This is a genomic window from Thermodesulfobacteriota bacterium (assembly GCA_025062045.1).
GTDB lineage: Bacteria > Desulfobacterota > Syntrophorhabdia > Syntrophorhabdales > JANXAF01 > JANXAF01.
In genome coordinates, this window is the sequence record JANXAF010000002.1 from 186617 (window position 1) to 210208 (window position 23592).

Below are 23592 nucleotides of genomic sequence, written 5' to 3' on the forward strand. Positions count from 1 at the left end.
ATCAGTCCCCCGTTTTTAAACTATTTAGTAGCCTTTTTGCGATAACCCTTCCCATCTTCTTTATGTACAGAGCAGAAACGACTGTGTTATTTACAGGTTTTAAATCCCTATAGACATTTTCGAGAATCTCAGGGGCTTCAATAAGGTTCGAAGTGGATATTTCGTAGACGAGGGGACGAGGCCCAACTGCTCCTATGACTAGCCTTTTTCTTTCAAAATCTCCTGATATGGCACCGTTTATCAACGGATAATCAATCGATCCCCTAATTCTTATCTTTTCAAACATGCCTTCTTTTTTCTCGTTTTTTATAAGTATCTCTTTAAGGATCTCTCCATCTTTAAGGTTGAAAGGAACTCTAGAATCTCCGGAGAATAACTCGGAAATAGGAAAGGTTCTTTTGCCATTTTTTCCGACACTCACAAGATAAGCGTCTAAAGAGAGTAAAGCGGGCGCAAGGTCGCTTGCGTAATTTGCGTAACAGACATTCCTTCCGCCTGTTGCATGGCAGATGTCCGCGCCCATCTTGTAACAAAAACCTTTTGCCCTCCTCCACTCAAGGGATTTGTTATAGAAAAGACACCTCGTATCCTGAAGGATATTCCCCCCAACCGTTCCTCTCATCTGGAGGGTTTCACATGATGTAAGGGTACAGGCCAAGTACAAAGGGGGATAATTTTTGAGGATAACGTCATTCTCCTTCAAATCGAATATGGTAGTATTTGCTCCTATTGATATGAATCCATCAGCAATCTTTATCTGAGAAAGCTCTTTGATTCCTTTTAAATCGATAACTACTTTGGGGGTTTTGAGTCTTAGCTTTAAGCGAGGGATGAGATCTGTGCCTCCTGCGAGGAATACCGCTTCACCTCCGTACATTTCATATATCTCTAGGGCTTCGTCCAACTCCCTTGGCCTTCTATAGTCGAACTTCGGCAGAATCATTCTGCCACCCCTTCCTCTATGATCTCTAGAACCTTGTCTGGGGTCAGGGGAAGCTCAATAAAAAGTTTTCCAGTGGCGTTATAAAAAGCGCTAGCTACGGCACTATGGGCACTCATTCTTATTGTTAATCCCCCTTCCTTTGCCCCAAAAGGGCCTTCAGGGTCTATGGTAGTGACTATTAAACTTTCTATTTCCGGCATATCCTTCGCAGTGGGAATCTTGTATTCAAGAAGATCAGGGTTTAGAAGGAAACCATGGTGCCACATATTACCTTCCATTATAGCGGCAACACCCGCTTGCATTACTGCTCCTTCGAGCTGACCTTCCACAGCCATTGGGTTTATGGCTCTGCCACAGTCATGGACCGCTATAAACTTAGGGATCGAGATTTTTCCGGTTTCCCTGTCAATTACTATCTCGGCGACGGAGGTTCCGTAACTGAAGGTCCCGGCCATTTGTCCGTAAGGCCTCGCTACCCATTCCCTTTTGAGGTCTATGTTTGGAAAGTAAGATCCCTTTCCCATAATAGGCTTTCCCTTAAGAAAAGCCTCTCTCACGATCCAAGAAATCGGTATCTTATTTTCGGGATTATTCTTCGAGTAAACCATTCTATCTCGTAGAACGATGTTGCTACCGTCTCCACCGAGCTTCTCTTTGGCGATTTCGATTATCTGGCTTCTAGCATCCTCGCAGGCTCTCTTTACCGCGTTCACACCCACAAAAGCTGCAGCCTGTGAATAGGCACCAGGATCCAAATTTGTAATTTCTGTATCCGCATTCACTATGTTTATGTCCTCCATGGGTATGCCTAGAATCTCTGAGGCCACTTGGATGACCATAGATTCGTTTCCTTGACCATTGTCAACAATGGCTGTAATAATTGTGGCCTGACCGTCATCGTTAAATTTTACAAAGCAGGTGGAGCCTGACCTAAAACCCATGGGGAATCCACACATGATAGCTACGCAGCCCATCCCGATGCCTTTATATTTTTCGCCTCTTTTCCATTTCATTCTGAAATTCGATCTCCTTTCAGCTTCCTCAATAGTCTCTTTTAGACCGCAGCTTATGATTTTCGATCCCGTCGCTGTGACATCGCCAGTTGAAAGCCCATTTTTAAGCCTCATCTCAACTGGATCGATCCCGAGCTCCTTTGCAATAAGGTCCAACTGGGCTTCACATCCGGCAAGAAAAGCCCTTCCGTGACAACCGTACATACCCCTTATCCCTTTGTTTGTGTAAACCCTGTAACCGTTGTATCTTACATTTTGCATTCTGTAACATTCTTCATAAACATAAAATGGAACTGAGGCAGCAATTGGACCTGTGCTACTATATGCGCCGCCATCGTATATAACTTCGTAATCCCTTGCGATTATCGTGCCGTCCTTTTTTACGCCCGTTTTGATTTTTGCAATAATATCGTGGACCTGTCTTGAAGCTATAGCATTTTCCTCCCTTGAAAGTACAAGCTTTACCGGCCTTTCTGTCTTGATGGAGAGTAGCGAGGCTATAAAGTCCGCGGGAGCAACCTCTGACCTTCCACCGAATGCACCACCTATAAAGACATGCCTGACCCTTATTCTATTTAGGGGAATCTTTAGGAGGTTTGAGAGTGCCTTAGCCCTCACGTGGGGTCCTGCATTTGGCATCCAAAGATCGAGATATCCATTCTTGTAGTATGCAACGCAAGCATAAGGTTCTAGCATTGCGTAAGATTCACCTTTTGCCCTAAACTTATCCTCCCTCACGTAATACGCTTCCTTAAAAGCCTTATCCACATCGCCAACTTCTATGTGTACATGGATGTTTATATTTCTTGGGTAGTTTTCATGGATGAGCGGAGCCCCCTCCTTTATAGCTTCTTCCGGATCGAAAACCGGTTCTAAAGGTTCATATTCGACCTTTATTTGATCTATCGCTTCGAGCGCTGTCTCCTCGTCTATTGCAGCAACTGCCGCCACGTCTTCACCTACGTACCTAACTTTATCGACAGGAAGCATAGCATGGTCCTGCGTGTACTTAAAGACGCCCCATTTAACTCCGTATCCGTCCTTTCCTGTAACAACTGCTTTTACCCCAACTACTTTCTCCGCCCTTGATGTGTCGATATGGAGTATCTTGGCATGCGGATAAGGACTCCTCAAAACCTTTGCAATTAGCATATTTGGGAGTTTTATATCAGCGGTGTATTCAGCCGACCCTGTTACTTTGTGAATGGAATCGGTCCTGGGTACCCTTCTACCCACGACGTAAAATTCTTGTTCCATGCTACCCCCACCTTGGGAAAAGTCTACGGATAAAATAAAGGATTTTTAAACTCAATGCAAGGAAAATTTGTATACAAAGTTTCTCCGGGCGAGTAGCCCTATTTCATGAGGCCTGGAAGAAAGGTTGCTATTTCTGGGAATATGGTAAGGAGCAAGGCGAGAACAATTTTTGCTATCCAGAAAGGTACCGCACCCCGAAAGATTGTGGAAAGCGGTACATCTTTTGCGACACCTGCCGTAACGTAAACGCAGATACCAACAGGAGGGGTGAGTGTGCCGATACTTACCATAACTATAAGCACTATACCGAACCAGACAGGATCAAATCCAAGTTTTATTATGAGCGGGTGCATGATTGGAACTGTAAGTGCTATTATGGCAAGTCCATCAATAAAGCATCCGAGAAGGATATAAAAAACGTATATGCCAAGCATAATAACGTAAGGAGAAACAGGCAATCCCAAAACAAATTCTGAAAGCTTTGTGGGAATGTTGGTAACAGTGATAAAACGGCCAAACATTGTAGCCCCAATCAGTATTAGAAAGACCATCCCCGTTACTGTGGCGGCCTCATTTAAGGCGTTCCTGAAACTCTCCTTTGTCATCTTTTTTGTCACCAAAGAATAGACAAGCGAGGCAAATGCTCCGACAGCAGCTGCCTCAGTGGGTGTGAAAACCCCTGTGTATATTCCTCCCATAGACAGAATGAAGATACCAAGTACCGGGTAGATCTTTGAGGAAACTTTTATTTTTTCAACAAAGCTTGCAGGTCTTAGTTGGGTCGAAGGAGCCACACTAGGATCGATCCTTATCCATATTGCAATCACGAACGTGTAAAGAATTATTAGAACAATCCCAGGAAGTATTCCGGCTATGAGAAGCTTTCCTATTGACTCGTATGTCAATAGTCCGTAAAGAACAAGAGCAGTACTTGGCGGTATAAGAATGTCGATTCCACCGCCCGCAGCTATACAACCGGTACTGAAAGAGTCTTTATACCCATATCTTCTCATTTCAGGGAGTGCAACTGCCGTGAACGTGGCCACCGTTGCAATTATCGAACCGGATAGGGCACCAAATACACCGCAAGCCCCAACCGTTGCCATAGCGAGTCCCCCTCTAAATTTTCCGATCCAAACGTTCAGGGCCTCGTATATTTCTCTTCCCAGTCCAGCATGAAGAAGGAATAAACCCATAAGTACGAAAAGGGGTATTACACTTAGGGCATGAACACTCGCACTTGCAAAGACATCCATACCAAGCTTAGCAAGAGTAGCCTTAACGTTCGTAAGATAAGCAAATCCGCAAAGTCCTACGAGTAACATTGAGAGCCCAATGGGAAGCCTTGTAGCCATAATGAGGAGGAACCCGATTATACCGAGAATTCCGACGAGTTCGGGGCTCACCTGTCTACCCTCTTGAAAGACTCGACAAGATCTAGAAAGAGGGCTAAAAAGAATATGAACGTACCAAAAGCTGCAAGGATAAAAAAAGGATAGATGGGAATGTGTAAGACTCCCGTAACCGTTTTACCGAGATAGAGCCTTTTTGCATGCATAAGAAGCTGCCAAGTCATGATGAGAGTCAATCCAATGCTTATTAGGTAAACTATGCGGTCAAGGCAGATTCTTGCCTTCAAAGGGAGTTTTGTATAGGCAGCTTCAATCGCTATGTGGCCTTTTTTTAACTGGGTATAACCGATTGAGAAAAAGACGAAAGTTGCAAGCATCAACTCCGTTACTTCATAGGAGCCGGTTACGGGAGCCTGGAGGAACTTGCGGCCAAAGACATCGATTATGGTCAGAAACATCATGGCCATAAGAATTACAAGACCCACATCCTTAGTCCTCTGAACGAGGGCGACAATTATCCTTCTTCCCACTACTTCTCGAACTCCCTGCTAAGTTTCATCATTTCGTCAAAGAAACGTTTTCCGGGTAGTCCTTTACCCTCCATCTTTGCTATCCAGGCGTTATAAACGGGAGCCACGGCACTACGCCACTTTTCGAATTCCTCCCGTGTCAACTCGTGGATTTGAACATTTGCTTTTCTGTGGATTTCTATAGATTTCTTCGCTATATCGTCGTATATTGCGGCCCCTTTAAAAGCTATCTTTCTTCCTGTTGTATCCTCGAGCACTTTTCTGTCTCTAGGAGAAAGTTTTTCGTAAGCCTGTTTATTCATGGCAACTATCATTACAGGCACATACGCATTAAGCACTGTTGCATATGAAGTCACTTCGTAGAGGCGAAAATGCATGCTGGCTGACCACGGTGTGAAAACCCCATCTATGACCCCTCTCTTTAGCATCTCGTACTGTTCACCGACAGGAGCCGTGATAGGAGACGCACCAAGAGCTGATGCAAGTTCTTTAGTAGAAGGACCATGAACCCTAATCTTTAAACCTTTAAGGTCTAAGATACTCCTTATCGGCTTTTTGGTGAAAAGTTGTCCGGGATCACCAGCCCAAATCCAAAGAATGTGAGTATCCGCATACTCTTTTCTAAATTCCAATATTCTATCCCAGATTCCATATATCGTCTTTGTCACATGCTGAGCCGAATTAAATATGAAGGGTAATTCAAAACCTTCCGTTAAAGGGAATTTACCTGCGGTATAAGAGGGAAGCGTATAAATTATTTCCGCAACTCCTGTCACAACGGAGTCGTAAAGGTCAGCGGGCTTAGCAAGAGTGGCATTAGGATATATAGTTATCTTTACCCTACCTTCCGTTAGCCTTTCGACTTCTTTGGCCCAGGGCTCAATGAGCTCAGCGTGCATCGCATGAGAAGTTGGAACAAAATGGGCAAGTTTAAGTTCAACTCCCGAGCTAGTGTTGATAAAGAGTAAAAAGCACAATAAAAGAACAAAAAGCACGGCAAACGATCTTTTCATCGGATATACCCCCTCTCTTTTTTTGTGATATTCTAATTACCGTTTGGCTAAGCTGTCAACTCTTCCTATCGGAGAAGAACTGAGGCACGACTAAAAAATGCTCGATTTAAAAAGTTTGCTAATCTCCTTCTTTTTCAAATGCACTTTTTGGAGCATTACATACTGGACATCTCCAGTCTTCGGATAGTTCCTCAAAGGGAACCTTCTCTACCTTTTCATCGTATCTATATCCGCATATGGTGCATGTCCAAACCATAGTTCCTCCCTTATTTACATGATTGACAGATTCCGTAAAGATCTATTTGAACTCTTTCTACTTGAAACCCTTCTGGAAGTGTACTTGGAAGACTAAAGGATATTTCCGTAGTTATGTCAAAAACCTTTCCGCATTTTGTGCATACAGCGTGGGAGTGGGGCGTCGTTGAGGGATCGAAGCGCTTTCTTTGAGGGTCTACGGTAAGTTCATGTAAGAGCCCTCGTTTTTTGAGCATCTCCAATGTGTTATAGACTGTAGCAAACGAAATGGTTGGAAACTTCATTGAGACGGCCCTAAAGACATCGAGGGCGGAAGGATGTTCTTTGTTGTCTTTAAGGTATTCGAGTATTGCCATCCTCTGCGGAGTCATCTTAAAATCATAGGGCTTCTTTTTGTCTTTTGGCACCACGGTGATATGTTAAAATTTGAAAAAATTACTGTCAAGTCATTTTTTTCAATTATGATTTATATGAATGCGGGAGGGAACATGAGATCTGACAAGATGAAAAAGGGCTTAGAAAGAGCACCTCATAGATCCCTATTTTATGCTTTGGGATACGAACCTGAGGAGATCGAAGGGCCTATAATAGGGATTGCGAATTCGGCAAACGAACTGATTCCTGGGCACATGCACTTAGATAGGATATCGAAGGCAGTAAAAGAGGGAGTCAGGATGGCTGGCGGGACACCCATGGAATTTTTTACGATTGGACTCTGTGATGGGATAGCCATGGGGCATGAGGGAATGAAATACTCTTTATGCTCGCGAGAACTTATCTGCGATTCAATTGAGGTCATGGCAAAAGCTTACCCCTTCGACGGACTTGTCCTTATACCGAACTGCGACAAAATTGTTCCTGGAATGATGATGGCAGCCATGAGACTAAACATCCCTACAGTAATTATAAGTGGTGGACCTATGCTTAAGGGATACTTCAGAAAAAGACCGATCGATCTTATATCTGTGTTTGAAGCAGTTGGGAAAGTGACAAAAGGAGAAATGAACGAGGAAGAACTAAAAGCGCTTGAAGAGAACGCCTGTCCCGGACCAGGTTCCTGTAGCGGTATGTTTACCGCCAATTCGATGAACTGTATCTGTGAGGCTTTGGGCATTGCACTTCCTGGAAACGGTACTATACCGGCCGTATACTCCCAAAGGATTAGGCTCGCTAAACTTGCAGGGAAAAAGATCGTAAGCCTCGTAAAAAAAGGGATATGTCCTAGGGACGTTATGACTTTGGAGGCATTTAAAAATGCTATAGCGGTTGACATGGCTTTCGGGGGATCCACGAACACGGTACTCCATCTTATAGCAACTGCGCGCGAAGGCGGTATCAGTCTGGATCTTTCCGTTTTCGACGAGATCTCCGAAAAGACGCCCCACATATGCAACATGAGACCTTCTGGACCTCACCATCTGGAAGACCTTTATCACGCGGGTGGTGTCTTTGCAATAATGAAAAGGTTAGCCGAGAAAGCACTGATAAATTTAGACTGTTTGACAGTTTCAGAAAAGCGGATTGGCGAGATCATAAAGGAGACAGAGATACTTGATGATGAAGTCGTAAGACCCCTTGAGCGTGCTTACGATGAAAAAGGGGGTATCACGGTCTTAAAAGGGAATTTGGCCCCAGAAGGCGCAATTGTGAAAAAGAGCGGTGTAGAGAAAAGTATATGGAGATTTGAGGGAAAGGCAAAGGTGTTTAACAGTGAAGAGGAGGCGGTAGAAGCTCTAAAAGCAAAAAAACTGAGACCGAAGGATGCGTGTATCATAAGATACGAGGGCCCAAAAGGTGGCCCAGGGATGAGAGAGATGCTTGCCCCGACAAGCCTCCTTGTCGGTTTAGGCTTAGACAAGGACTGCGCATTGATAACGGATGGCAGATTTTCTGGGGGAACGAGAGGGCTTTGTATTGGACATGTCTCCCCTGAGGCCCAAAGTGGAGGACCGATTGCTTTCGTTGAAGACGGTGACGGAATCGTAATAGACATAGGCAAAAAACTCATTGAAGTTCTGGTACCAGAAGGAGAGATAGAGCGAAGGAAAAGAAACTGGAGACCTCCTGAGCCAAAAATAAAAGAAGGCTACCTTGCGCGGTACTCGTACTTTGTTAGTTCGGGATCCTATGGAGCAGTGCTCTCTTTTTCGCCTTCTGGCGGTTGAACTGGCCCAAGCTTTGTGCTAACCTTAGAAACCGAAGCTTTTTAAAGGGACTTCTTTATGGATTACAAAGACACACTCAACCTCCCGAAGACAGAGTTTCCAATGAAGGCGAACCTTCCGCAGAAAGAGAAGGAGATACTGGAGTACTGGAGTAAGATAGACGTTTATGGAACCCTTCTCAAAAAGTTTGAAAATAGTGAAAGTTTTGTGCTACACGACGGTCCTCCGTACGCTAATGGCCATATTCATTTGGGAACGGCTCTAAACAAAATCCTCAAAGACATTATAGTAAAGTCGAGGTTCATGTTCGGTTACCGAGCAGACTTTGTTCCCGGTTGGGACTGCCATGGCCTTCCAATAGAGCATCAGATAGAGAAGGAGCTCAAAGAGAAGAATTTAAATCCGTCTAAACTCGAGATGAGAAAGCTCTGCAGAGCTTATGCAGAAAAGTATATAAACATCCAGAGGGAAGAGTTTAAAAGGCTGGGCTGTTTTGGGGACTGGGAAAGACCCTACATAACGATGGATTATGACTATCAGGCCTCAATCATCGAAGAAATGATGAAGTTCTTTTTAAGGGGTGAGGTTTATAGGAAGAAAAAACCGGTCTACTGGTGCATAAACTGTGTTACGGCCCTTGCTGAGGCAGAAATAGAGTACGAGATGGAAAAGACCATATCTATTTACGTTAAATTTCCTCTGAAAGAGGAGTATCGAACGAAGCTTTGCGGTCTTTCTCATAAGCCAGTCTTTATCCTCTGTTGGACAACGACCCCATGGACGTTGCCTGCGAATCTTGCTCTCGCCATAAATCCCGAGTATGAGTATGTTACGGTGGAGACGCAAAATGAAATTTACATCGCCGTTCGGGAGCTCATGGAAGACCTTATGAAAAAGGGTGGCTACGTAGAGTATGAAATCTCTGGTACTTTGAGAAATGATGTCCTAAAGGATCTGAAATTCAGACACCCCTTTTACGAACGTGATTCTATAGTGGTATTCGCCCAATATGTTGCAAAAGATGTGGGTACGGGAGTTGTCCACATAGCACCTGGCCATGGGGAGGAGGATTACGAAACCGGTCTCGAGTATGGACTCGAATGTTATTCACCCGTCGACGAGCGGGGAAGATTCACAGAAGATGTTGAAGAATTTAAAGGTTTAAATGTGTTTGAGGCAAACAGATTCATAATCGAGAAACTGAAAGAGAGGAAGATGCTCTTTTATAGCGAAGAGACGGAACATTCCTACCCTCACTGCTGGAGGTGCAAAAAACCGGTAATCTTTAGGGCAACAGAGCAGTGGTTCATCTCTCTCGACAAAAAGGACCTAAGAACTAGGGCTCTTCGGGAAATCGATAAGGTAAAATGGGTTCCAAAATGGGGTAGGGAAAGAATATACAATATGCTTCTTGCAAGGCCCGACTGGTGTATATCGAGGCAGAGGAGCTGGGGAATCCCCATAACCATTTTTTACTGTTTGAAGTGTGGCGATCCATACTGGTCGGAGGAGAGTTTCAGAAAGGTCATAGAGGAAGTAAAAAAACGAGGTGCGGATGTTTGGTTTGAGGAGAATGCCTCGTATTTCCTCCCTGGAGATGCACGCTGCGGTAATTGTGGTGGAAGTGAATTCAGAAAGGAGGAAGACATAATAGACGTTTGGTTTGACTCCGGTGTTAGCTGGGCGGCTGTATGCAAAAAAAGGAAGGAGCTCAAATTTCCAGCCGATCTTTACCTTGAAGGTTCTGACCAGCACAGGGGTTGGTTTCATAGCTCACTTCTTACCTCTGTGGCTAACGAGGACAGAGCGCCTTATAAGACTGTACTGACACATGGGTTTGTGGTAGATGGAACTGGAAGAAAAATGTCGAAGTCGTTAGGTAACATAATCGCACCCTACGAGATAATCGATAAGTACGGCGCTGAGATATTGAGACTTTGGGTGACATACGAGGATTTCAGAAATGACATGAGAATTTCTAACGAAATAGTTTTGAGGCTTGTTGAAACTTATAGGAGAATAAGAAACACACTACGTTTTCTACATGCAAATCTTTACGATTTTCGTCCTGACAAAGATTCTATCCCGTACGAACAGCTTTCCTTTGTCGATAAATGGATCCTTTCTCGTCTATACGATGTGGTGCTTAAGTGTAAGGAAGCTTACATGGAGTACAATTTCCACGTGATATACCACACGGTTCTTAACTTCTGCGCGGTTGATTTGAGCGCCCTTTATCTGGACATCGTGAAAGACAGGCTTTATGTTGAAAGGAAAGACTCACCTAAAAGAAGGGGTACTCAACATACGATGTACCAGATACTTGTAAGTCTGGTAAAGCTTATCGCTCCTATTCTTTCTACGACAGCAGAGGAAATGTGGCTCCATCTTAAGGGTTTCAACGCAGAAGATAGTGTATTTCTCAATGGATTTCCTGAGGTAGAAAAAAGATTTAAAAATCCCGAGATAGAGGCCCTATGGGAGAAGATACTCCATATGAAGGACGCAACTAACAAAAAGATCGAAGAAAAGAGAAACGAAAAACTAATAGGCCACTCCCTTGATGCAAAAGTTACGCTTTCTCTCAAAGAGGATGACTACAATGCTTTAATACCGCTTAAAGACGAGCTCCGCGAGATTCTTATAGTGTCCCAGCTGAAGATAAATAAGGGCGAGGCTTTTTTTGTAGAAGTTGGAAAGGCCGAGGGTAGAAAGTGTGAGAGATGTTGGCACTACTCGGAAGATACTGGAAATTACGGAAACTATGTAAATGTATGTGGTAGATGCGCAGATATTCTCTCTTCCTTATAAGCGCGTTTGTATTTGTCTTAGATCAAGTGACAAAAAAGTTGATTGAAAAAAACTTGCCCTATGGTCAAGAAATCGAGTATCTTCCTTTTTTTTCCCTTGTCCATGTGAAAAACTATGGCGGGGCTTTCAGTCTCCTTTCCGGATCCGAATATTCATTCATCGTTTTTACTTTGTTGCCCCTTTTAGTTGTGGGAACGATCTTCTTTTTACTCATCAAAGGTAACCTTGTCCTTTCTCAGAGGGTGGCCCTTTTACTCATTCTCGGGGGAGCCCTCGGTAATCTATATGACAGAATAACGAAAGGATACGTTTTAGACTTTCTGGACTTCCACTACAGAGGCTTTCACTGGCCTGCATTCAATGTGGCTGATACAGGCATAACAGCAGGGGTTATACTTTTTCTTTTGAGAGAGTTAAGTTGGAGTTTAGCGTGGACGACGAAGCAAGAGAAGAAGAAAGAAAACTAAAAAGGCTGAGATTTATAGTCGACTTTGCCTTAAACTTTATCAGAATTAACGATATTTCGCATGATGAGGCGTTAAGAATCTTTGAAGGTGTAAAAAAGCACGCCTTGATCCTATTTCCGGATAAAGAAGAGACCTTCGATATTATCTATGCCCCAAGATTCAGAAGGTTACTTAACGAAAAGTATAAAAGGTCATAGGACTTGAACTTCTAGTGGAAAATCCGTAACTCTCTCTAGGCCCCACTTCCTTACTATGAAGTCTACCTCAAGTCCCGAGGCACCGAGACCGGGGATTACGAATTTGGGTTCAAAGGCGAATACCATGCCTTCTTTAAGAATCATCTTTCGTTTTTCAGTAATAACGGGAAGTTCATTTATCTCAAGACCGAGTCCATGGCCAACAAAACTGACCTTTGTCTGGCCATAACCCATGAAAAACTCATCAAGGCCAGCCCTTTTTGCAAGGCTTTTTGCTTTACTGAAGATTTCAGTAGCATCTACCCCTTCTTTACCAAAAGATTGGACCTCACTAATTATCTCAAAGGAACACTCGTAGGCCCTCCTCATAATCTCGTCCTTCCATTCGCCTATAAGAAAGAGTCTTGTTTCGTCTGTAATATAACCGTTATATCCGCCACCGTAATCGACAAGGGTAGGCACCCCTCTTTCTATACGGTTAAATGAAGGACCCTGGGCGATTGCCGGAGTAATTCCATAGCCTGATATGGGGACATCCGCGAAGGAGGCGATTGTGCTTGTGAGCCCGTGAATGACGTAGATGTTCATCATTTCTTGATTCATTCCTCGCATGCGGAGAAAACCTTGATGGCCATTGATTCTTCCTACATACTCGAGTCTGGCAGCTACATCGAGCTCCCTTTCGCCCTCGGCTATCACTTTTTTTGCCTCGTCGAAGACCTTTCGAATGATCATGCCCGATTTTTTGATCTGCGAGATTTCGAACTCACTTTTTACAGCCCTTATTTCCCTAAGAGCCCTGGATATATCCTCAATCTCATGGTCCTTCAGTATCTTTTTCCACCTCTCGTAGATAAGTACAGGAATCACATCCAACTCCATCCCACACCTTTTTCCCTTAGTTAGGTACTTCTCGATATGACCCTTTAGGTCCTTCTCACTTTTGATAGGGATTTGGGATATGGGAGATTCGATCCTTGCCCTTTCCTGATTTTTTTCGACGAATAAAATGGGTTCATCCTCTAGCGGCACAAAAAGAACGGACTTCTGGGTGGTTCCCGTAAAGTAGTATACGTCGGCGTTCTGAAGGATTATTGCACAACAAAGGCCACTCTTTTCCATGTGATCCTTGAGGTTTTTTATCCTTGCTTGAAGCTCTGAAAGGGAGGCGCATTCAGTTAGACTTATGTTTTCGGACGTACTCATTAACCCTCCTTACCACCTCTTCTTTCTTTACCTTTTCAGTATTTTCAGAATCTCTCATCTTTATCTCCACATATCCCTCTTTTAGGTTTTTTTCGCCAATTGTCACCCTAATTGGCACACCTATAAGATCACAGTCCTTAAACTTCACGCCCGGTCTTTCATCCCTGTCGTCGAGTAACGCATCAACACCGGCATCTATAAGCTCGGTGTAAACTCTCTCGGCCACTTCCATAGAATAGGAATCGGTGACATTTATTGGAAGAACAGTAACTTCAAAAGGGGCAATGGAAATGGGAAGGATCATACCGTTTTTATCGTGTTTTTGCTCGATTGCGGCGGCAAGAGTCCTTCCCACACCTATCCCGTAACAACCCATAACTATGTACTTTTCCCTACCATCTCTATCCAGAAACTTAGCGTTCATCGCCTCGCTGTACTTGGTTCCCAGTTTGAATATATGACCCACCTCAATCCCCCTTTTGGAAAGGAGACTTCCCTCGCACCTAGGACAAGGGTCGCCAATTTGAGCGTATCTTAGGTCGTAAAAACCCCTAACTTCCAAGTCAGATACGTTGACCCCTAATATATGTGTATCTGCCTCGTTTCCTCCGACAACGAAGTCCTCCATTTGACCCACCTCTTTGTCAGCGTATAGCGGGATCGAAAGGCCAAGAGGGCCAGAAAAACCGAGAGGTGCTCCAGTAATTCTTTCTATCTCGTCACCGCTTAAAAGTTCGACAAAATCGAGGTTTAAAAGATTCTTTAACTTCGTTTCGTTTACTTCCCTGTCCCCTCTTATCAGTACACCGAATGTCCCTTTTTCGCTCTTGTAAAGAAGCGTTTTTAGGATCCGTTCTTTCGGAACATTCAAGTACTCTGCGACCTCCTCGACCTTTCTTTTATTGGGAGTGAGGACCTTTTTGTAATTTCCTCTCTTTCCACTTAACTTGAAATTTCCCCCTATCTCTGCTTTTTCATGGTTTGCACTGTAGCCGCATTTTTCGCAGAAAAATATTATGTCTTCCCCAGTTTCGGCAAGGACCATAAATTCATGAGAGAAACTTCCTCCTATTTCGCCCGTGTCCGCTTCTACAACCGTAAATGTAAGTCCACACCTTCTAAATATATTGGCATAAGCATCGTACATGGCAGCGTAACTTTTTTCCGCATCTTCTTCAGAACGGTCGAAGCTATAAGCGTCCTTCATCACGAATTCTCTAGCCCGCATCACTCCAAACCTCGGTCTTATTTCGTCTCTGAACTTTGTATGTATCTGGTAAAGAATGAGAGGCATATCCCTGTAAGAACGGATTTCTCTCCTTGCTATATCTGTCACTACCTCTTCATGGGTAGGGGCAAGACAGAGCTCTCTTTCATTTCTGTCTCTAAATCGCAAAAGTTCCTTTCCGTACTTTTCCCATCTTTTGCTTTCTGTCCACAGCTCTTTGGGCTGGACAATAGGCATAAGTATCTCCTGGGCACCTTTTTTATTCATCTCATCCCGGATTATGTTTTCTATTTTACGTATGCATTTGAGACCTAGGGGTAGCCAGCTGTAAATGCCAGAAGATAGCCGCATGATGAACGAAGCTCGAACCATTAGTTTATGGCTTATAACTTCAGCATCTTTAGGGTCCTCCTTCAAAGGAAAATAGAACACCCTTGAGAATCTCATTCTGTCCTCCACTTAATTAGCTGAGAGATCTTATATGGAGCGAACCCTTTTTTCAGAGTGGGATATCCTCATCCTCTTCATGCGGAAACTCTTCCTCGATCTCCTCTTGGAGACCTGGCTCTTTCTGTATGTCTTCCTGGGGTGGTGGTGTTGGGAGCATTCTTAAATCGGTTGCAACTATTTCGTAAGCTCTCCTTTTTATCCCGTCTTTACCCTCGTATTCTCTTGACTGGATCCTACCCTCTATGTACACTAGTCTCCCCTTTTTTAGATATTCCCCGCATATCTCACCAAGTTTTCTCCAAGCGATTACCCTATGCCATTCTGTTTTCTCGAATCTATTGCCGTTTTTGTCCCTTCTTACCTCTGTTGTGGCCACATTGAAGGTGGCAACAGGTATACCATCAGCGGTGTGCCTCAGTTCAGGATCTGCTCCTAGCCTTCCGACAAGTATCACTTTATTCACACCGGCCATTTTACCCCCGAAAGATGATGTCTTAGTAAAGTTATAGTAAGCTCGGGAAAAAGTCAATCGGCATTTGAGATATACAGTTTAAAACGAAAAGTTAACTTTCAGCATATCTCTTGTATCAAAAAAAATGCCGAAGGCATTTCTTCTAGATCTTTTTATTGTCACTAGACATTCTTTGTTGTACGAACATACCGTGAAAAAAAGAAAATCGGGAAAGGAAAAAAGATCGATACGCGTTATTATGAGGCTGAACAAGGAGGAACATGAAGTTTTTGAAAAGAAGGCATCCTCTCTAGGAACGAATATATCTTCCTTCCCTATCCGTCACGGAAGGATCGATCTAGGAAAGGAAGAGCATAAATAGAAGGGGCAAGGGATGGCATCAAAAAAGGAAAAGACAACAAAGAAAAAAAACAACGAGCAAAAAGAAATAGTAAAGAACTGCCGCTATTTTTTTTTGAACTTTAGCCTGAGCGGACAGCCCAAAAAACCGTATCTTTCCCTTAAGGAATTCTCTAAGTATTTTTTATAGTGCGCGGGTATGGACTGCGGATGGTTTGAAAAGAATACAAAAGATGGCGGACAGATACCCACCTGAGTTGCGTAGTATATCTTTACAGTTCTTCCCCCCGCGGAGGGAGGCTGCCTTTCCTCCAAAATACTTGTCAAGGCACGGTTAAGCTCGGAAGTCTCAATCCTTTTTTTCATCTCCGAGTCGACTTGAATATCGGCATATAATATTTTGTCGATGTTCTTCTTTTTTAGTGCCGAAACGAAGATGCAAGGACAAAAGCTAGCATGGGGAATTCTTGCTCTCAAAAGTCTCAGATACTCTTCTTCTTCCATCCTCGTCTCTACCAAGTCCCACTTATTTACGACTATTACAAGTCCTTTTCCATAGTTAAGCACAGTATGGACGAGAGAGGCTTCTTGGTGGCTTACCCCTTCGTGTGCGTCGACGATGAGATTGACTATGTCGGATCTTTCTATGGTCTTTATAGCGCTTGCAACAGATTTTACTTCCACCACCGTATTGACCTTACTTTTCTTTCTTATGCCGGCCGTGTCTATTATGACAAACCTTCTTTTATGAAAAACAATTTCAGTATCAATGGCATCCCTTGTTGTTCCAGGAATTTCACTAGTTATCATGCGCTCATCTCCAACTATTGCGTTAACGATGGATGACTTTCCTGTGTTGGGTCTCCCAATTATGGCTATCTTTAAAGGTTCTTCCTCCTCAGAAGTGTCTTCTCCCTGAAAGGCTCTTAGCGCTAATGTCAGCGATTCTAAAAGTTCGGTGAGGTTTCTCCCATGAAGAGCACTTATGGGAAAAATTCTATCCATACCGAGTGCGTAAAACTCAGACAAATCCTTGATCTTTTTTTCGCTGTCTATCTTATTAACCACGTAGAAGACAGGCTTGTTTGCCTTTCTTATGATTCTTATTCCCTCCTCGTCTTCCGGAAGGAGACCCTCAGTGACATCGAAAAGGTAAACTATGACGTCTGACTCTTCGAGAGCCCTTTCAATCTGTTTCTTGACACCTAGGGCTATGCTATCCTTCGATCCAACGTCAAAACCACCTGTATCACAGAGCATAAAGCTAACCCCGTTGTACTCACACCTGGCATAATTGCGGTCCCTTGTGACCCCGGGTATGTCTTCTACGATGGCCTTCTTTGATCCGGATATCCTGTTAAAGAGAGTAGATTTTCCAACATTCGGTCTTCCAATTATCGCAACTAAAGGTAAATTTCTCTTTACAGTCTCGATGCGGGATCCTTCCATCTTTTGCAGCCAAAGCCTCTAATCCGAGATTATGACGGAACTCAAATTTTTTAAGATCCTTAAGGTCGCCCCAAATATTGTTTCGCCACTGTAGATGAGAGAATCTTCGTTTTTAAAGTCAGGAGAGAGGATTATATCGAGAGGCAAAAATATCAAAAATGCAACCTCCCTCCGACTGAGCCTAAAATTATAGGGCGAATTTATCCAGGCAACATACGGAGAGACAAGGTAACCGGATATTGTATACAAATCGTCCAGCCTACCGAGCACCTCTAAATCTTGTCTTTTTAATCCTATTTCTTCAAAAGACTCACGGAGTGCCGCATCCAGAGTATTTCCATCGGTTTTCTCACACACACCACCAGGAAAAGATACTTCACCCTTGTGGATCCGAACCTCCGTAGTTCTCTTCGTGAGAATTATGGAAAGAGGTTCTGTCCCTGCGTATATCGGCACAAGGACAGCGGCTCTTTTTGCCCTATCATCTTTTATTTTTTTTGGCTCATAAAGTGATATCTTCCTTTCTATTTCCTTACGGGTTATTGGATTCATCCTTTTTTTTCTTTTCCTCTTCCTCCTCCTTCTTTTTCTCCATGGCCTCCGTTATTTCAGTGAGTCTTTTCATGACAAGATAATTGATAGTATCCTCGGGGTAGGTGCCATCTTCCCGCATTTTTCCTGCAGGTAAACCTGTCAGTATCTCGAGTCCCTCCTCCATCTCTTTTATAGCGTATATTGTGAATTTCCCTTCCCGTACAGCATCGACCACGTCCTTTTTGAGCATGAGATTTTTAACGTTTCTTTCTGGGATTATGACGCCATGTGATCCATTTAAACCCCTCATCCGACATAGTTCAAAGAATCCTTCTATTTTCTCGTTTATACCGCCTACCGGCTGTACCTCTCCGTTTTGATCCATAGATCCTGTGACAGCAATGCTCTGTTTCAAAGGTAAATTCGCGATACTGCTTATGAGTGCGTAAAGCTCGGCGCACGTTGCGCTATCACCCTCAACCATCTCGTAAAGCTGCTCAAACGTTATGGATGCCGAAAGTGTAATAGGTTTCTTTGTCGAATATTTGCTACCGAGATAACTCGAAATGATAAATATCGCCTTCTCATGTATCCTTCCGCTCAACTTCGTTTCCCTTTCTATATTTACGATACCAGCCCTTCCCGCGTAGGTTTTAGCGGTTATTCTTGACGGCTTTCCAAAACTATAATCACCGAGATCCAAGATGGCAAGCCCATTTATCTGGCCAACCTTTTCCTCTTCGGTGTCAACGATTAGTGTACCTTCTAACATCATTTCCCTCAGTTTCTCTTCGAGCCTGTTTACCCTGTATATTTTTTCTTCAAGCGCTTTAAGTACGTGCCTGCCACTTACGACGTTGGAATTTTCTTGCTTAGCCCAGTAGTTGGCCTCTCTTAGAAGATCTGCTATTTGACCAAACTTTGTTGATAGCTTTTCCTTATGTTCCGCAAGTCTTGAACCATACTCTACCACTCTTGCGCACGCTGACCTATCAAAGGGGAGAAGGTTTTCAGCCTTTTGGATGTAGGATATAAAAGATGCGTACCTTTTTATGTTTTCCTCATTTCTCTCCATTCTTGTGTCGAAGTCCGCCTTTACCTTAAAGAGGTTTCTCCACTCTTCGTCGAGATTGTAAAGGATGTAGTAATAAAAAGGATTGCCGATCACTATGACCTTCACATCTAAAGGTATGGGTTCGGGTTTGAGGGCAGATGTGCTCATAAGCCTATACTGCTCAAGAACATCCTCTATTTTTATCTCCTTATTTTTGAGTGCCCTCTTTAACGCATCGTAAGAGAATATGTTCTTCAATAGATCCTCAATGTATAGAACAAGATAGCCACCATTGGCCTTGTGGAGGGAACCGGGTTTTATCATGGTAAAATCCGTAACCGCAATCCCATAGAGGTACTTGTACTCTATCCTTCCAAAAAGATTAAGGTATGAAGGGTTACTCTCAAAAATAACAGGAGCCCCCGTCCTATCCCCGTTACTGACAAGAACATTTACAGAGTATTTGCTAAATGACGGTTCAATCTTTGGGAGTTTGAGGAAGGGAAACGGTGAAGGGATATCAGGCTGGGCTCTAAAATCCTCGATGTTGGATAAGATATCCTCCTTTACGTCTTCCAGGTATGATAAAATCTTTTTGTTGTCACCGTATTTCTTCTTTAAGGCATCCACAGCTGGCTGCAAAACCTCAAGGGCTATCATTTTTTCAAGACGAGAAATCATTTCGTTCACCAATCTTTCTGCCTGTTTTAAAGCCCTTAGAACGTCATTTAACTTTTCTTGTAATACCCTCCCCCTTTCCTCAAGAAGCCTTCTTGTCGGTTCATCTAGAGCATCAAATTCGTCTCTGGTTAGAGGTTCGCCTGAGACTTTCGCTGGAACTATAAGTATGCCAGCCGGTGTTTTCCGAAGGAGAAAACCCTGTGATCGCGCCTCCTCTTCAAGCTTTCTTAAATATTCTTCCTGCTTTTCCTGAAATTCGCCTATGATCTTGTTTTTCTGAACCTCATACTCTTTTGATTCGAAAGCCTTTGGTATCTCCGTTTTCAAGTACTTTACAAGTTCTTCCATATCTTTTTGGAACTCAGGTCCCTTACCTGGTGCGAGAGAAATAGCGCAGGGTGAATCGGGATCTTTAAAATTGTAGACGTAGCACCAATCTGACGGAACGGGCTCCTTGTTTGCAACCTCTTGAACGAGGTTCATCACGACGGACATTCTGCCACTTCCGGTTTCTCCAAGGACGAAGATGTTGAACCCGGAGCTCTTCATCCCGAGGCCAAAGTCGATAGCCTTTAGGGCCTTTTTCTGACCTATAATCTGATACTCCCCCCCGAGCTCTTCCGTCGTTTCAAAAGGGAACAGACTTTCGTCACAAACCTTATAGAGATCCTCTGGGCCTAACTTTCTCACATCCATCCCTCCGGATTGCGTATGAGCTAGATAATACATATTTTTTTTCCTTTCCTTCCGTCAACACTTTTTTCCGAACAGCCGTCATTTTTGCCTTTTCTTGACAAAGATGGGACGCATTATTAATTTATGTTAAGAGTATTCATGGCTCTGACCGAAAGGGAAGAAAGGATACTGGAAATCATAATTGAGACATACATGGATACAGCTCAGCCCGTGGGTTCTAAACTAGTGTCAAACTATCTCAACAATAGACTTAGTGCCGCAACGATCCGCCACATAATGTACGAACTGGAGGAACAGGGTTACCTTTATAAGCCATATTCTGTCTCTGGAAGAATCCCCACCGGAAAGGCTTTCAGATACTACGTGGATTCTTTATCCAACTTTAAGGCTCCTGCAAAAAGGGAAAGAGAGCTAATCTCAAGTTACTTTAAGCAGGGTTATACGCACTTGGAAGAGGTAATGATAGATACCTCGCGTGCCCTTGCCGCGATTTCCAGGTATGCTGGTATTGTTGTTGAGCCTAAATTGAATTCGATGCAGTTCAAAAGAGTCGAGTTTGTTAAGCTTTCAAATAGATCACTTTTGGTCCTTTTTATCACGTCTTCCGGCATGGTGTATAAGAGGGTGTTGAGCCTTGAAGAGAACATACCTTTTAGTGTTCTTGAAAGTATGAAACAGTACATGAATGAAAGATTTGAAGGATTGACATTTTCTGAACTTAAGGGAAAACTTCTCGAAGAGATAAAGAAAGATACTGAGGACTTTAAAGTCCTCATATCAAAGATAAAAGAATCCCTCGACTCTCTCATAGCCGGAAGCGAAAAACGGGAGATCTACATTGAAGGGACATCGAAGATCATTGGGTTACCTGAGTTTACAGATATCATCAAGGTAAGGGAGATATTTAAAGCCCTCGAACAGAAGGAAAAACTTCTAAGCATTCTAGACAGGTGTCTTTCTGAGAAAGATGTAGTTGTGCTTGTAGGAGAGGAATGCCAGATGAGAGAGATGAAGGATATGAGTATTATCGCTTCCTCCTTTGCGATAAACGAAAAGAGAGCTGGAGTTTTAGGAGTCATAGGCCCTGTTCGTATGGATTATTCTAAGCTTATTCCGGTTGTCACTTATACAGCAAAGGTTTTGACGGATTACTTAACGAAGATGTGAGGTGTGCCATGCAAGGGAACGGAGAGGATATAAAACAGAAAGGTGAAACCTTGCAGGAAGAGATAAAACCAAAAGAGGAACACGAGGAACAGAAGAAAAGGAAAAAGAAGGACGAAATAATTGAAGAATTAAAAAAGACAATTGAGGAGAAAGAGAAAAGCATAAACGAACTCAAGGAGAGGCTTTTATACCTGCAAGCCGACTTCGAAAATTACAAGAAGCTCAAGCAAAAGGAGAAGCAAGACATTATAAGGTACGGAAATGAGGTGCTGATAAAAGAGCTTCTTCCTGTTATCGATAACCTTGAAAGAGCGTTAGACCACGCCCAGAGGACGTGCGATATCAAAGGGATCGAAGAAGGTGTGCGACTCACATTGAACCAGTTTCTTAGAGTTTTAGAAAAGGCAGGAGTTACAAGAATAGAATGTGTTGGTCAGAAGTTCGATCCAAACCTCCATGAAGCTTTCACAGAAGAGGAAAGGACCGATTGTGAGCCAGGTACTGTGCTCTGTGAGTTCCAAAAAGGCTACCTTTTGGGAGGAAGACTACTGAGACCAGCGATGGTCTGTGTCTCAAAAAGACCTTCTGAAGCAAAGGAAGAATCCGAATCACTAAGGGCGGAATCATAGAGTGAATTGGATCCGTGGCAAAGGACTACTATCAGATCCTCAATGTAGATAGGAATGCAACCGAAGAAGAGATAAAAAAGGCCTACAGAAGGCTCGCACTAAAGTACCATCCAGATAGAAACCCTGGCGACAAAGAAGCAGAAGAAAAATTTAAAGACATAAACGAAGCATACCAAGTCCTCTCTGATCCGGAAAAAAGAGCAAAGTACGATCGGTACGGAACGGTAGACGGCGTAGATTCGATATTCGATTTCGGATTTAGAACGAGATTCGACGATTTCTTTGAGGATTTCTTCGGCGACTTTTTCGGAAGGACAAGAAGAACAAAAAGAGGAGAAGATCTTAGGTACAATTTAGAGATAGAGTTCGAAGAAGCGATTTTCGGGTGCGAAAAGGAGATAGAGGTTCCAAAGGAAGAAAAATGTCCCGTCTGTAACGGAACTAGAATCGAACCGGGTTTCAAACCCAACGTATGCGGAGCATGTGGCGGAAGGGGCCAGATCCGTTATACTCACGGGTTTTTCACGATAAACAAGACTTGTGATTCATGTTATGGAGAGGGTTACGTAATAAATCATCCTTGCAAGGAGTGTAAAGGACGGGGCTATGTAAAGACAAAAAAGAGACTGAATATAAAAATACCTCCAGGGGTAGATTCCGGCACAAGATTAAGAATCAGAGGAGAAGGTGCGAAATCTCCAACTGATACTCATCCCGGAGATCTTTACGTCGTAATCCATGTAAGACCACATCCCATATTCGAGAGGGACGGAGACAATGTCATCGTTAGAGTGGATGTTGACTTTCCTACTCTGTGTCTTGGCGGTGAGATAAAGGTGCCTACCCTCGATGGGGATGTAAAAATAGAGATTCCACCCGGAACGCAGCCAGGGAAAGTTATCCGATTAAGTGGCATGGGAATCCCAAAAACGAGAGGGTATGGGCGAGGAGATGAGCTAATCTATTTAAACGTCAAAATTCCCACAGAGCTTACAGAAAGACAGAGGCGATTACTAGAAGAGTTAAAAGAAGCTTTTAAGAAGCAGAGCTAGCTCTATCTTATGAGCATCCCGATTCTATCCCATCTTACATATCCCCAGATATTTTTGGGCTCTTTATTCCACGAAAAATAAAGTATGAATGCCTTTCCTACCAAATGTTCCTTCCTCACAAATCCCCAAAACCTGCTGTCTAAACTTCTGTCCCGATTGTCTCCAAGAACGAAGTACGAATCCTTGGGCACCTTTACGGGACCAAAGTTATCCCTCGGCGCCACATTTCTCGGAAGGATTATTGGATCAGCAAAGATAGCATAAGGTTCTGCTATTTTTTCCCCATTTAAATACACTACTTTGTTTTTTATCTCTATAGTATCCCCCTCAATCGCTATCACCCTTTTTATAAAATCCTTAGTCTCATCCATGGGGTACCTAAAAACTATCACATCGCCCCTTTTGGGTTTAGATATCTCGTAGATGATCTTGTCAGTAAACGGAACTTTTACAACGTAACTTAGCCTGTTTACGAGCAAATGGTCCCCAACGAGGAGCGTAGGCTCCATAGAGCTACTTGGGATTTTAAAAGCCTGAATAAAGAAACTCCTCACAAAAAGCGCAATTACGAGGGCTATAATGAAAGACTCGAGGTACTCTCTGATTTTACTTTTTTTTCTATTCATAAGGTT

At 43.3% G+C, this 23592-nt stretch carries 22 protein-coding genes; 8 read left to right on the top strand and 14 right to left on the bottom strand.

Annotated features, from left to right (window positions below):
- Position 1 precedes the first annotated feature (1 nt).
- From NZ583_02575 to NZ583_02605, 7 genes are all read right to left on the bottom strand, one after another.
- Entirely contained in the window at positions 2-943 is a 942-nt protein-coding gene (locus tag NZ583_02575) for an FAD binding domain-containing protein (GenBank protein MCS7280501.1), read from the bottom strand.
- A complete protein-coding gene (locus NZ583_02580; protein ID MCS7280502.1) occupies positions 940-3213 on the bottom strand; it encodes a molybdopterin-dependent oxidoreductase in 2274 nt (757 codons plus the stop codon). Before NZ583_02580 ends, NZ583_02575 begins: the two co-directional genes overlap by 4 nt.
- Positions 3214-3311: 98 nt before the next feature.
- Positions 3312-4619: a TRAP transporter large permease gene (locus NZ583_02585; protein ID MCS7280503.1), complete on the bottom strand. Its 1308-nt coding sequence runs from the start codon at positions 4617-4619 to the stop codon at positions 3312-3314.
- Positions 4616-5095 carry a TRAP transporter small permease gene (locus NZ583_02590; GenBank protein ID MCS7280504.1) on the bottom strand — a complete coding sequence of 160 codons (480 nt, stop codon included), beginning with the start codon at positions 5093-5095 and terminating at the stop codon, positions 4616-4618. The genes NZ583_02585 and NZ583_02590 overlap by 4 nt, the downstream gene beginning before the upstream one ends.
- On the bottom strand, positions 5095-6108 hold the full coding sequence (locus NZ583_02595; GenBank protein MCS7280505.1) for a TRAP transporter substrate-binding protein: 1014 nt from the start codon (positions 6106-6108) through the stop codon (positions 5095-5097). The genes NZ583_02590 and NZ583_02595 overlap by 1 nt, the downstream gene beginning before the upstream one ends.
- A gap of 118 nt (positions 6109-6226) precedes the next feature.
- Positions 6227-6364 carry a rubredoxin gene (locus NZ583_02600; protein MCS7280506.1) on the bottom strand — a complete coding sequence of 46 codons (138 nt, stop codon included), beginning with the start codon at positions 6362-6364 and terminating at the stop codon, positions 6227-6229.
- Positions 6365-6374: 10 nt separating this feature from the next.
- Positions 6375-6770, bottom strand: a complete 396-nt coding sequence (locus NZ583_02605; GenBank protein MCS7280507.1) for a transcriptional repressor — start codon at positions 6768-6770, stop codon at positions 6375-6377.
- An 81-nt stretch (positions 6771-6851) separates the two neighbouring features.
- On the opposite strand from NZ583_02605, the gene ilvD reads away from it, so the two are divergent.
- From ilvD to NZ583_02625, 4 genes are read left to right on the top strand one after another with little or no spacing between them, the layout of a single operon-like run.
- Entirely contained in the window at positions 6852-8528 is a 1677-nt protein-coding gene (gene ilvD / locus NZ583_02610; protein MCS7280508.1) for a dihydroxy-acid dehydratase, read from the top strand.
- Positions 8529-8585: 57 nt separating this feature from the next.
- Positions 8586-11339: an isoleucine--tRNA ligase gene (gene ileS, locus NZ583_02615; protein ID MCS7280509.1), complete on the top strand. Its 2754-nt coding sequence runs from the start codon at positions 8586-8588 to the stop codon at positions 11337-11339.
- Positions 11312-11806, top strand: a complete 495-nt coding sequence (gene lspA, locus NZ583_02620) for a signal peptidase II (GenBank protein MCS7280510.1) — start codon at positions 11312-11314, stop codon at positions 11804-11806. The genes ileS and lspA overlap by 28 nt, the downstream gene beginning before the upstream one ends.
- Entirely contained in the window at positions 11770-12003 is a 234-nt protein-coding gene (locus NZ583_02625) for a hypothetical protein (GenBank protein MCS7280511.1), read from the top strand. The genes lspA and NZ583_02625 overlap by 37 nt, the downstream gene beginning before the upstream one ends.
- Here the strand turns inward: NZ583_02625 and NZ583_02630 are convergent.
- From NZ583_02630 to ssb, 3 genes are read right to left on the bottom strand one after another with little or no spacing between them, the layout of a single operon-like run.
- Positions 11998-13209 carry a Xaa-Pro peptidase family protein gene (locus tag NZ583_02630; GenBank protein MCS7280512.1) on the bottom strand — a complete coding sequence of 404 codons (1212 nt, stop codon included), beginning with the start codon at positions 13207-13209 and terminating at the stop codon, positions 11998-12000. The two genes, NZ583_02625 and NZ583_02630, sit on opposite strands and share 6 nt — an antisense overlap.
- Positions 13178-14884 carry a proline--tRNA ligase gene (locus NZ583_02635; GenBank protein ID MCS7280513.1) on the bottom strand — a complete coding sequence of 569 codons (1707 nt, stop codon included), beginning with the start codon at positions 14882-14884 and terminating at the stop codon, positions 13178-13180. The genes NZ583_02630 and NZ583_02635 overlap by 32 nt, the downstream gene beginning before the upstream one ends.
- 52 nt (positions 14885-14936) lie before the next feature.
- Positions 14937-15359 (bottom strand): single-stranded DNA-binding protein, encoded by a 423-nt coding sequence (gene ssb, locus NZ583_02640; GenBank protein MCS7280514.1) that lies wholly within the window; start codon positions 15357-15359, stop codon positions 14937-14939.
- A gap of 124 nt (positions 15360-15483) precedes the next feature.
- Between ssb and NZ583_02645 the strand changes: the two genes are divergently transcribed.
- A complete protein-coding gene (locus tag NZ583_02645) occupies positions 15484-15720 on the top strand; it encodes a hypothetical protein (protein ID MCS7280515.1) in 237 nt (78 codons plus the stop codon).
- Between the two features lie 83 nt (positions 15721-15803).
- Here NZ583_02645 and der read toward each other — a convergent pair whose 3' ends face one another.
- The 3 genes from der to NZ583_02660 are packed head-to-tail and all read right to left on the bottom strand — an operon-like array spanning position 15804 to position 20112.
- Entirely contained in the window at positions 15804-17147 is a 1344-nt protein-coding gene (gene der, locus NZ583_02650) for a ribosome biogenesis GTPase Der (GenBank protein MCS7280516.1), read from the bottom strand.
- Positions 17148-17165: 18 nt separating this feature from the next.
- A complete protein-coding gene (locus tag NZ583_02655; GenBank protein MCS7280517.1) occupies positions 17166-17699 on the bottom strand; it encodes a CoA pyrophosphatase in 534 nt (177 codons plus the stop codon).
- On the bottom strand, positions 17680-20112 hold the full coding sequence (locus NZ583_02660; GenBank protein MCS7280518.1) for an AAA family ATPase: 2433 nt from the start codon (positions 20110-20112) through the stop codon (positions 17680-17682). Before NZ583_02660 ends, NZ583_02655 begins: the two co-directional genes overlap by 20 nt.
- Positions 20113-20235: 123 nt before the next feature.
- Between NZ583_02660 and hrcA the strand changes: the two genes are divergently transcribed.
- From hrcA to dnaJ, 3 genes are read left to right on the top strand one after another with little or no spacing between them, the layout of a single operon-like run.
- Positions 20236-21279: a heat-inducible transcriptional repressor HrcA gene (gene hrcA, locus NZ583_02665; GenBank protein MCS7280519.1), complete on the top strand. Its 1044-nt coding sequence runs from the start codon at positions 20236-20238 to the stop codon at positions 21277-21279.
- 8 nt (positions 21280-21287) lie between these two features.
- Positions 21288-21908, top strand: a complete 621-nt coding sequence (gene grpE, locus NZ583_02670) for a nucleotide exchange factor GrpE (GenBank protein MCS7280520.1) — start codon at positions 21288-21290, stop codon at positions 21906-21908.
- Positions 21909-21922: 14 nt separating this feature from the next.
- Entirely contained in the window at positions 21923-22960 is a 1038-nt protein-coding gene (gene dnaJ, locus NZ583_02675) for a molecular chaperone DnaJ (GenBank protein MCS7280521.1), read from the top strand.
- 2 nt (positions 22961-22962) lie between these two features.
- Here dnaJ and lepB read toward each other — a convergent pair whose 3' ends face one another.
- Positions 22963-23586: a signal peptidase I gene (gene lepB / locus NZ583_02680; GenBank protein MCS7280522.1), complete on the bottom strand. Its 624-nt coding sequence runs from the start codon at positions 23584-23586 to the stop codon at positions 22963-22965.
- Between the last annotated feature and the right edge of the window lie 6 nt (positions 23587-23592).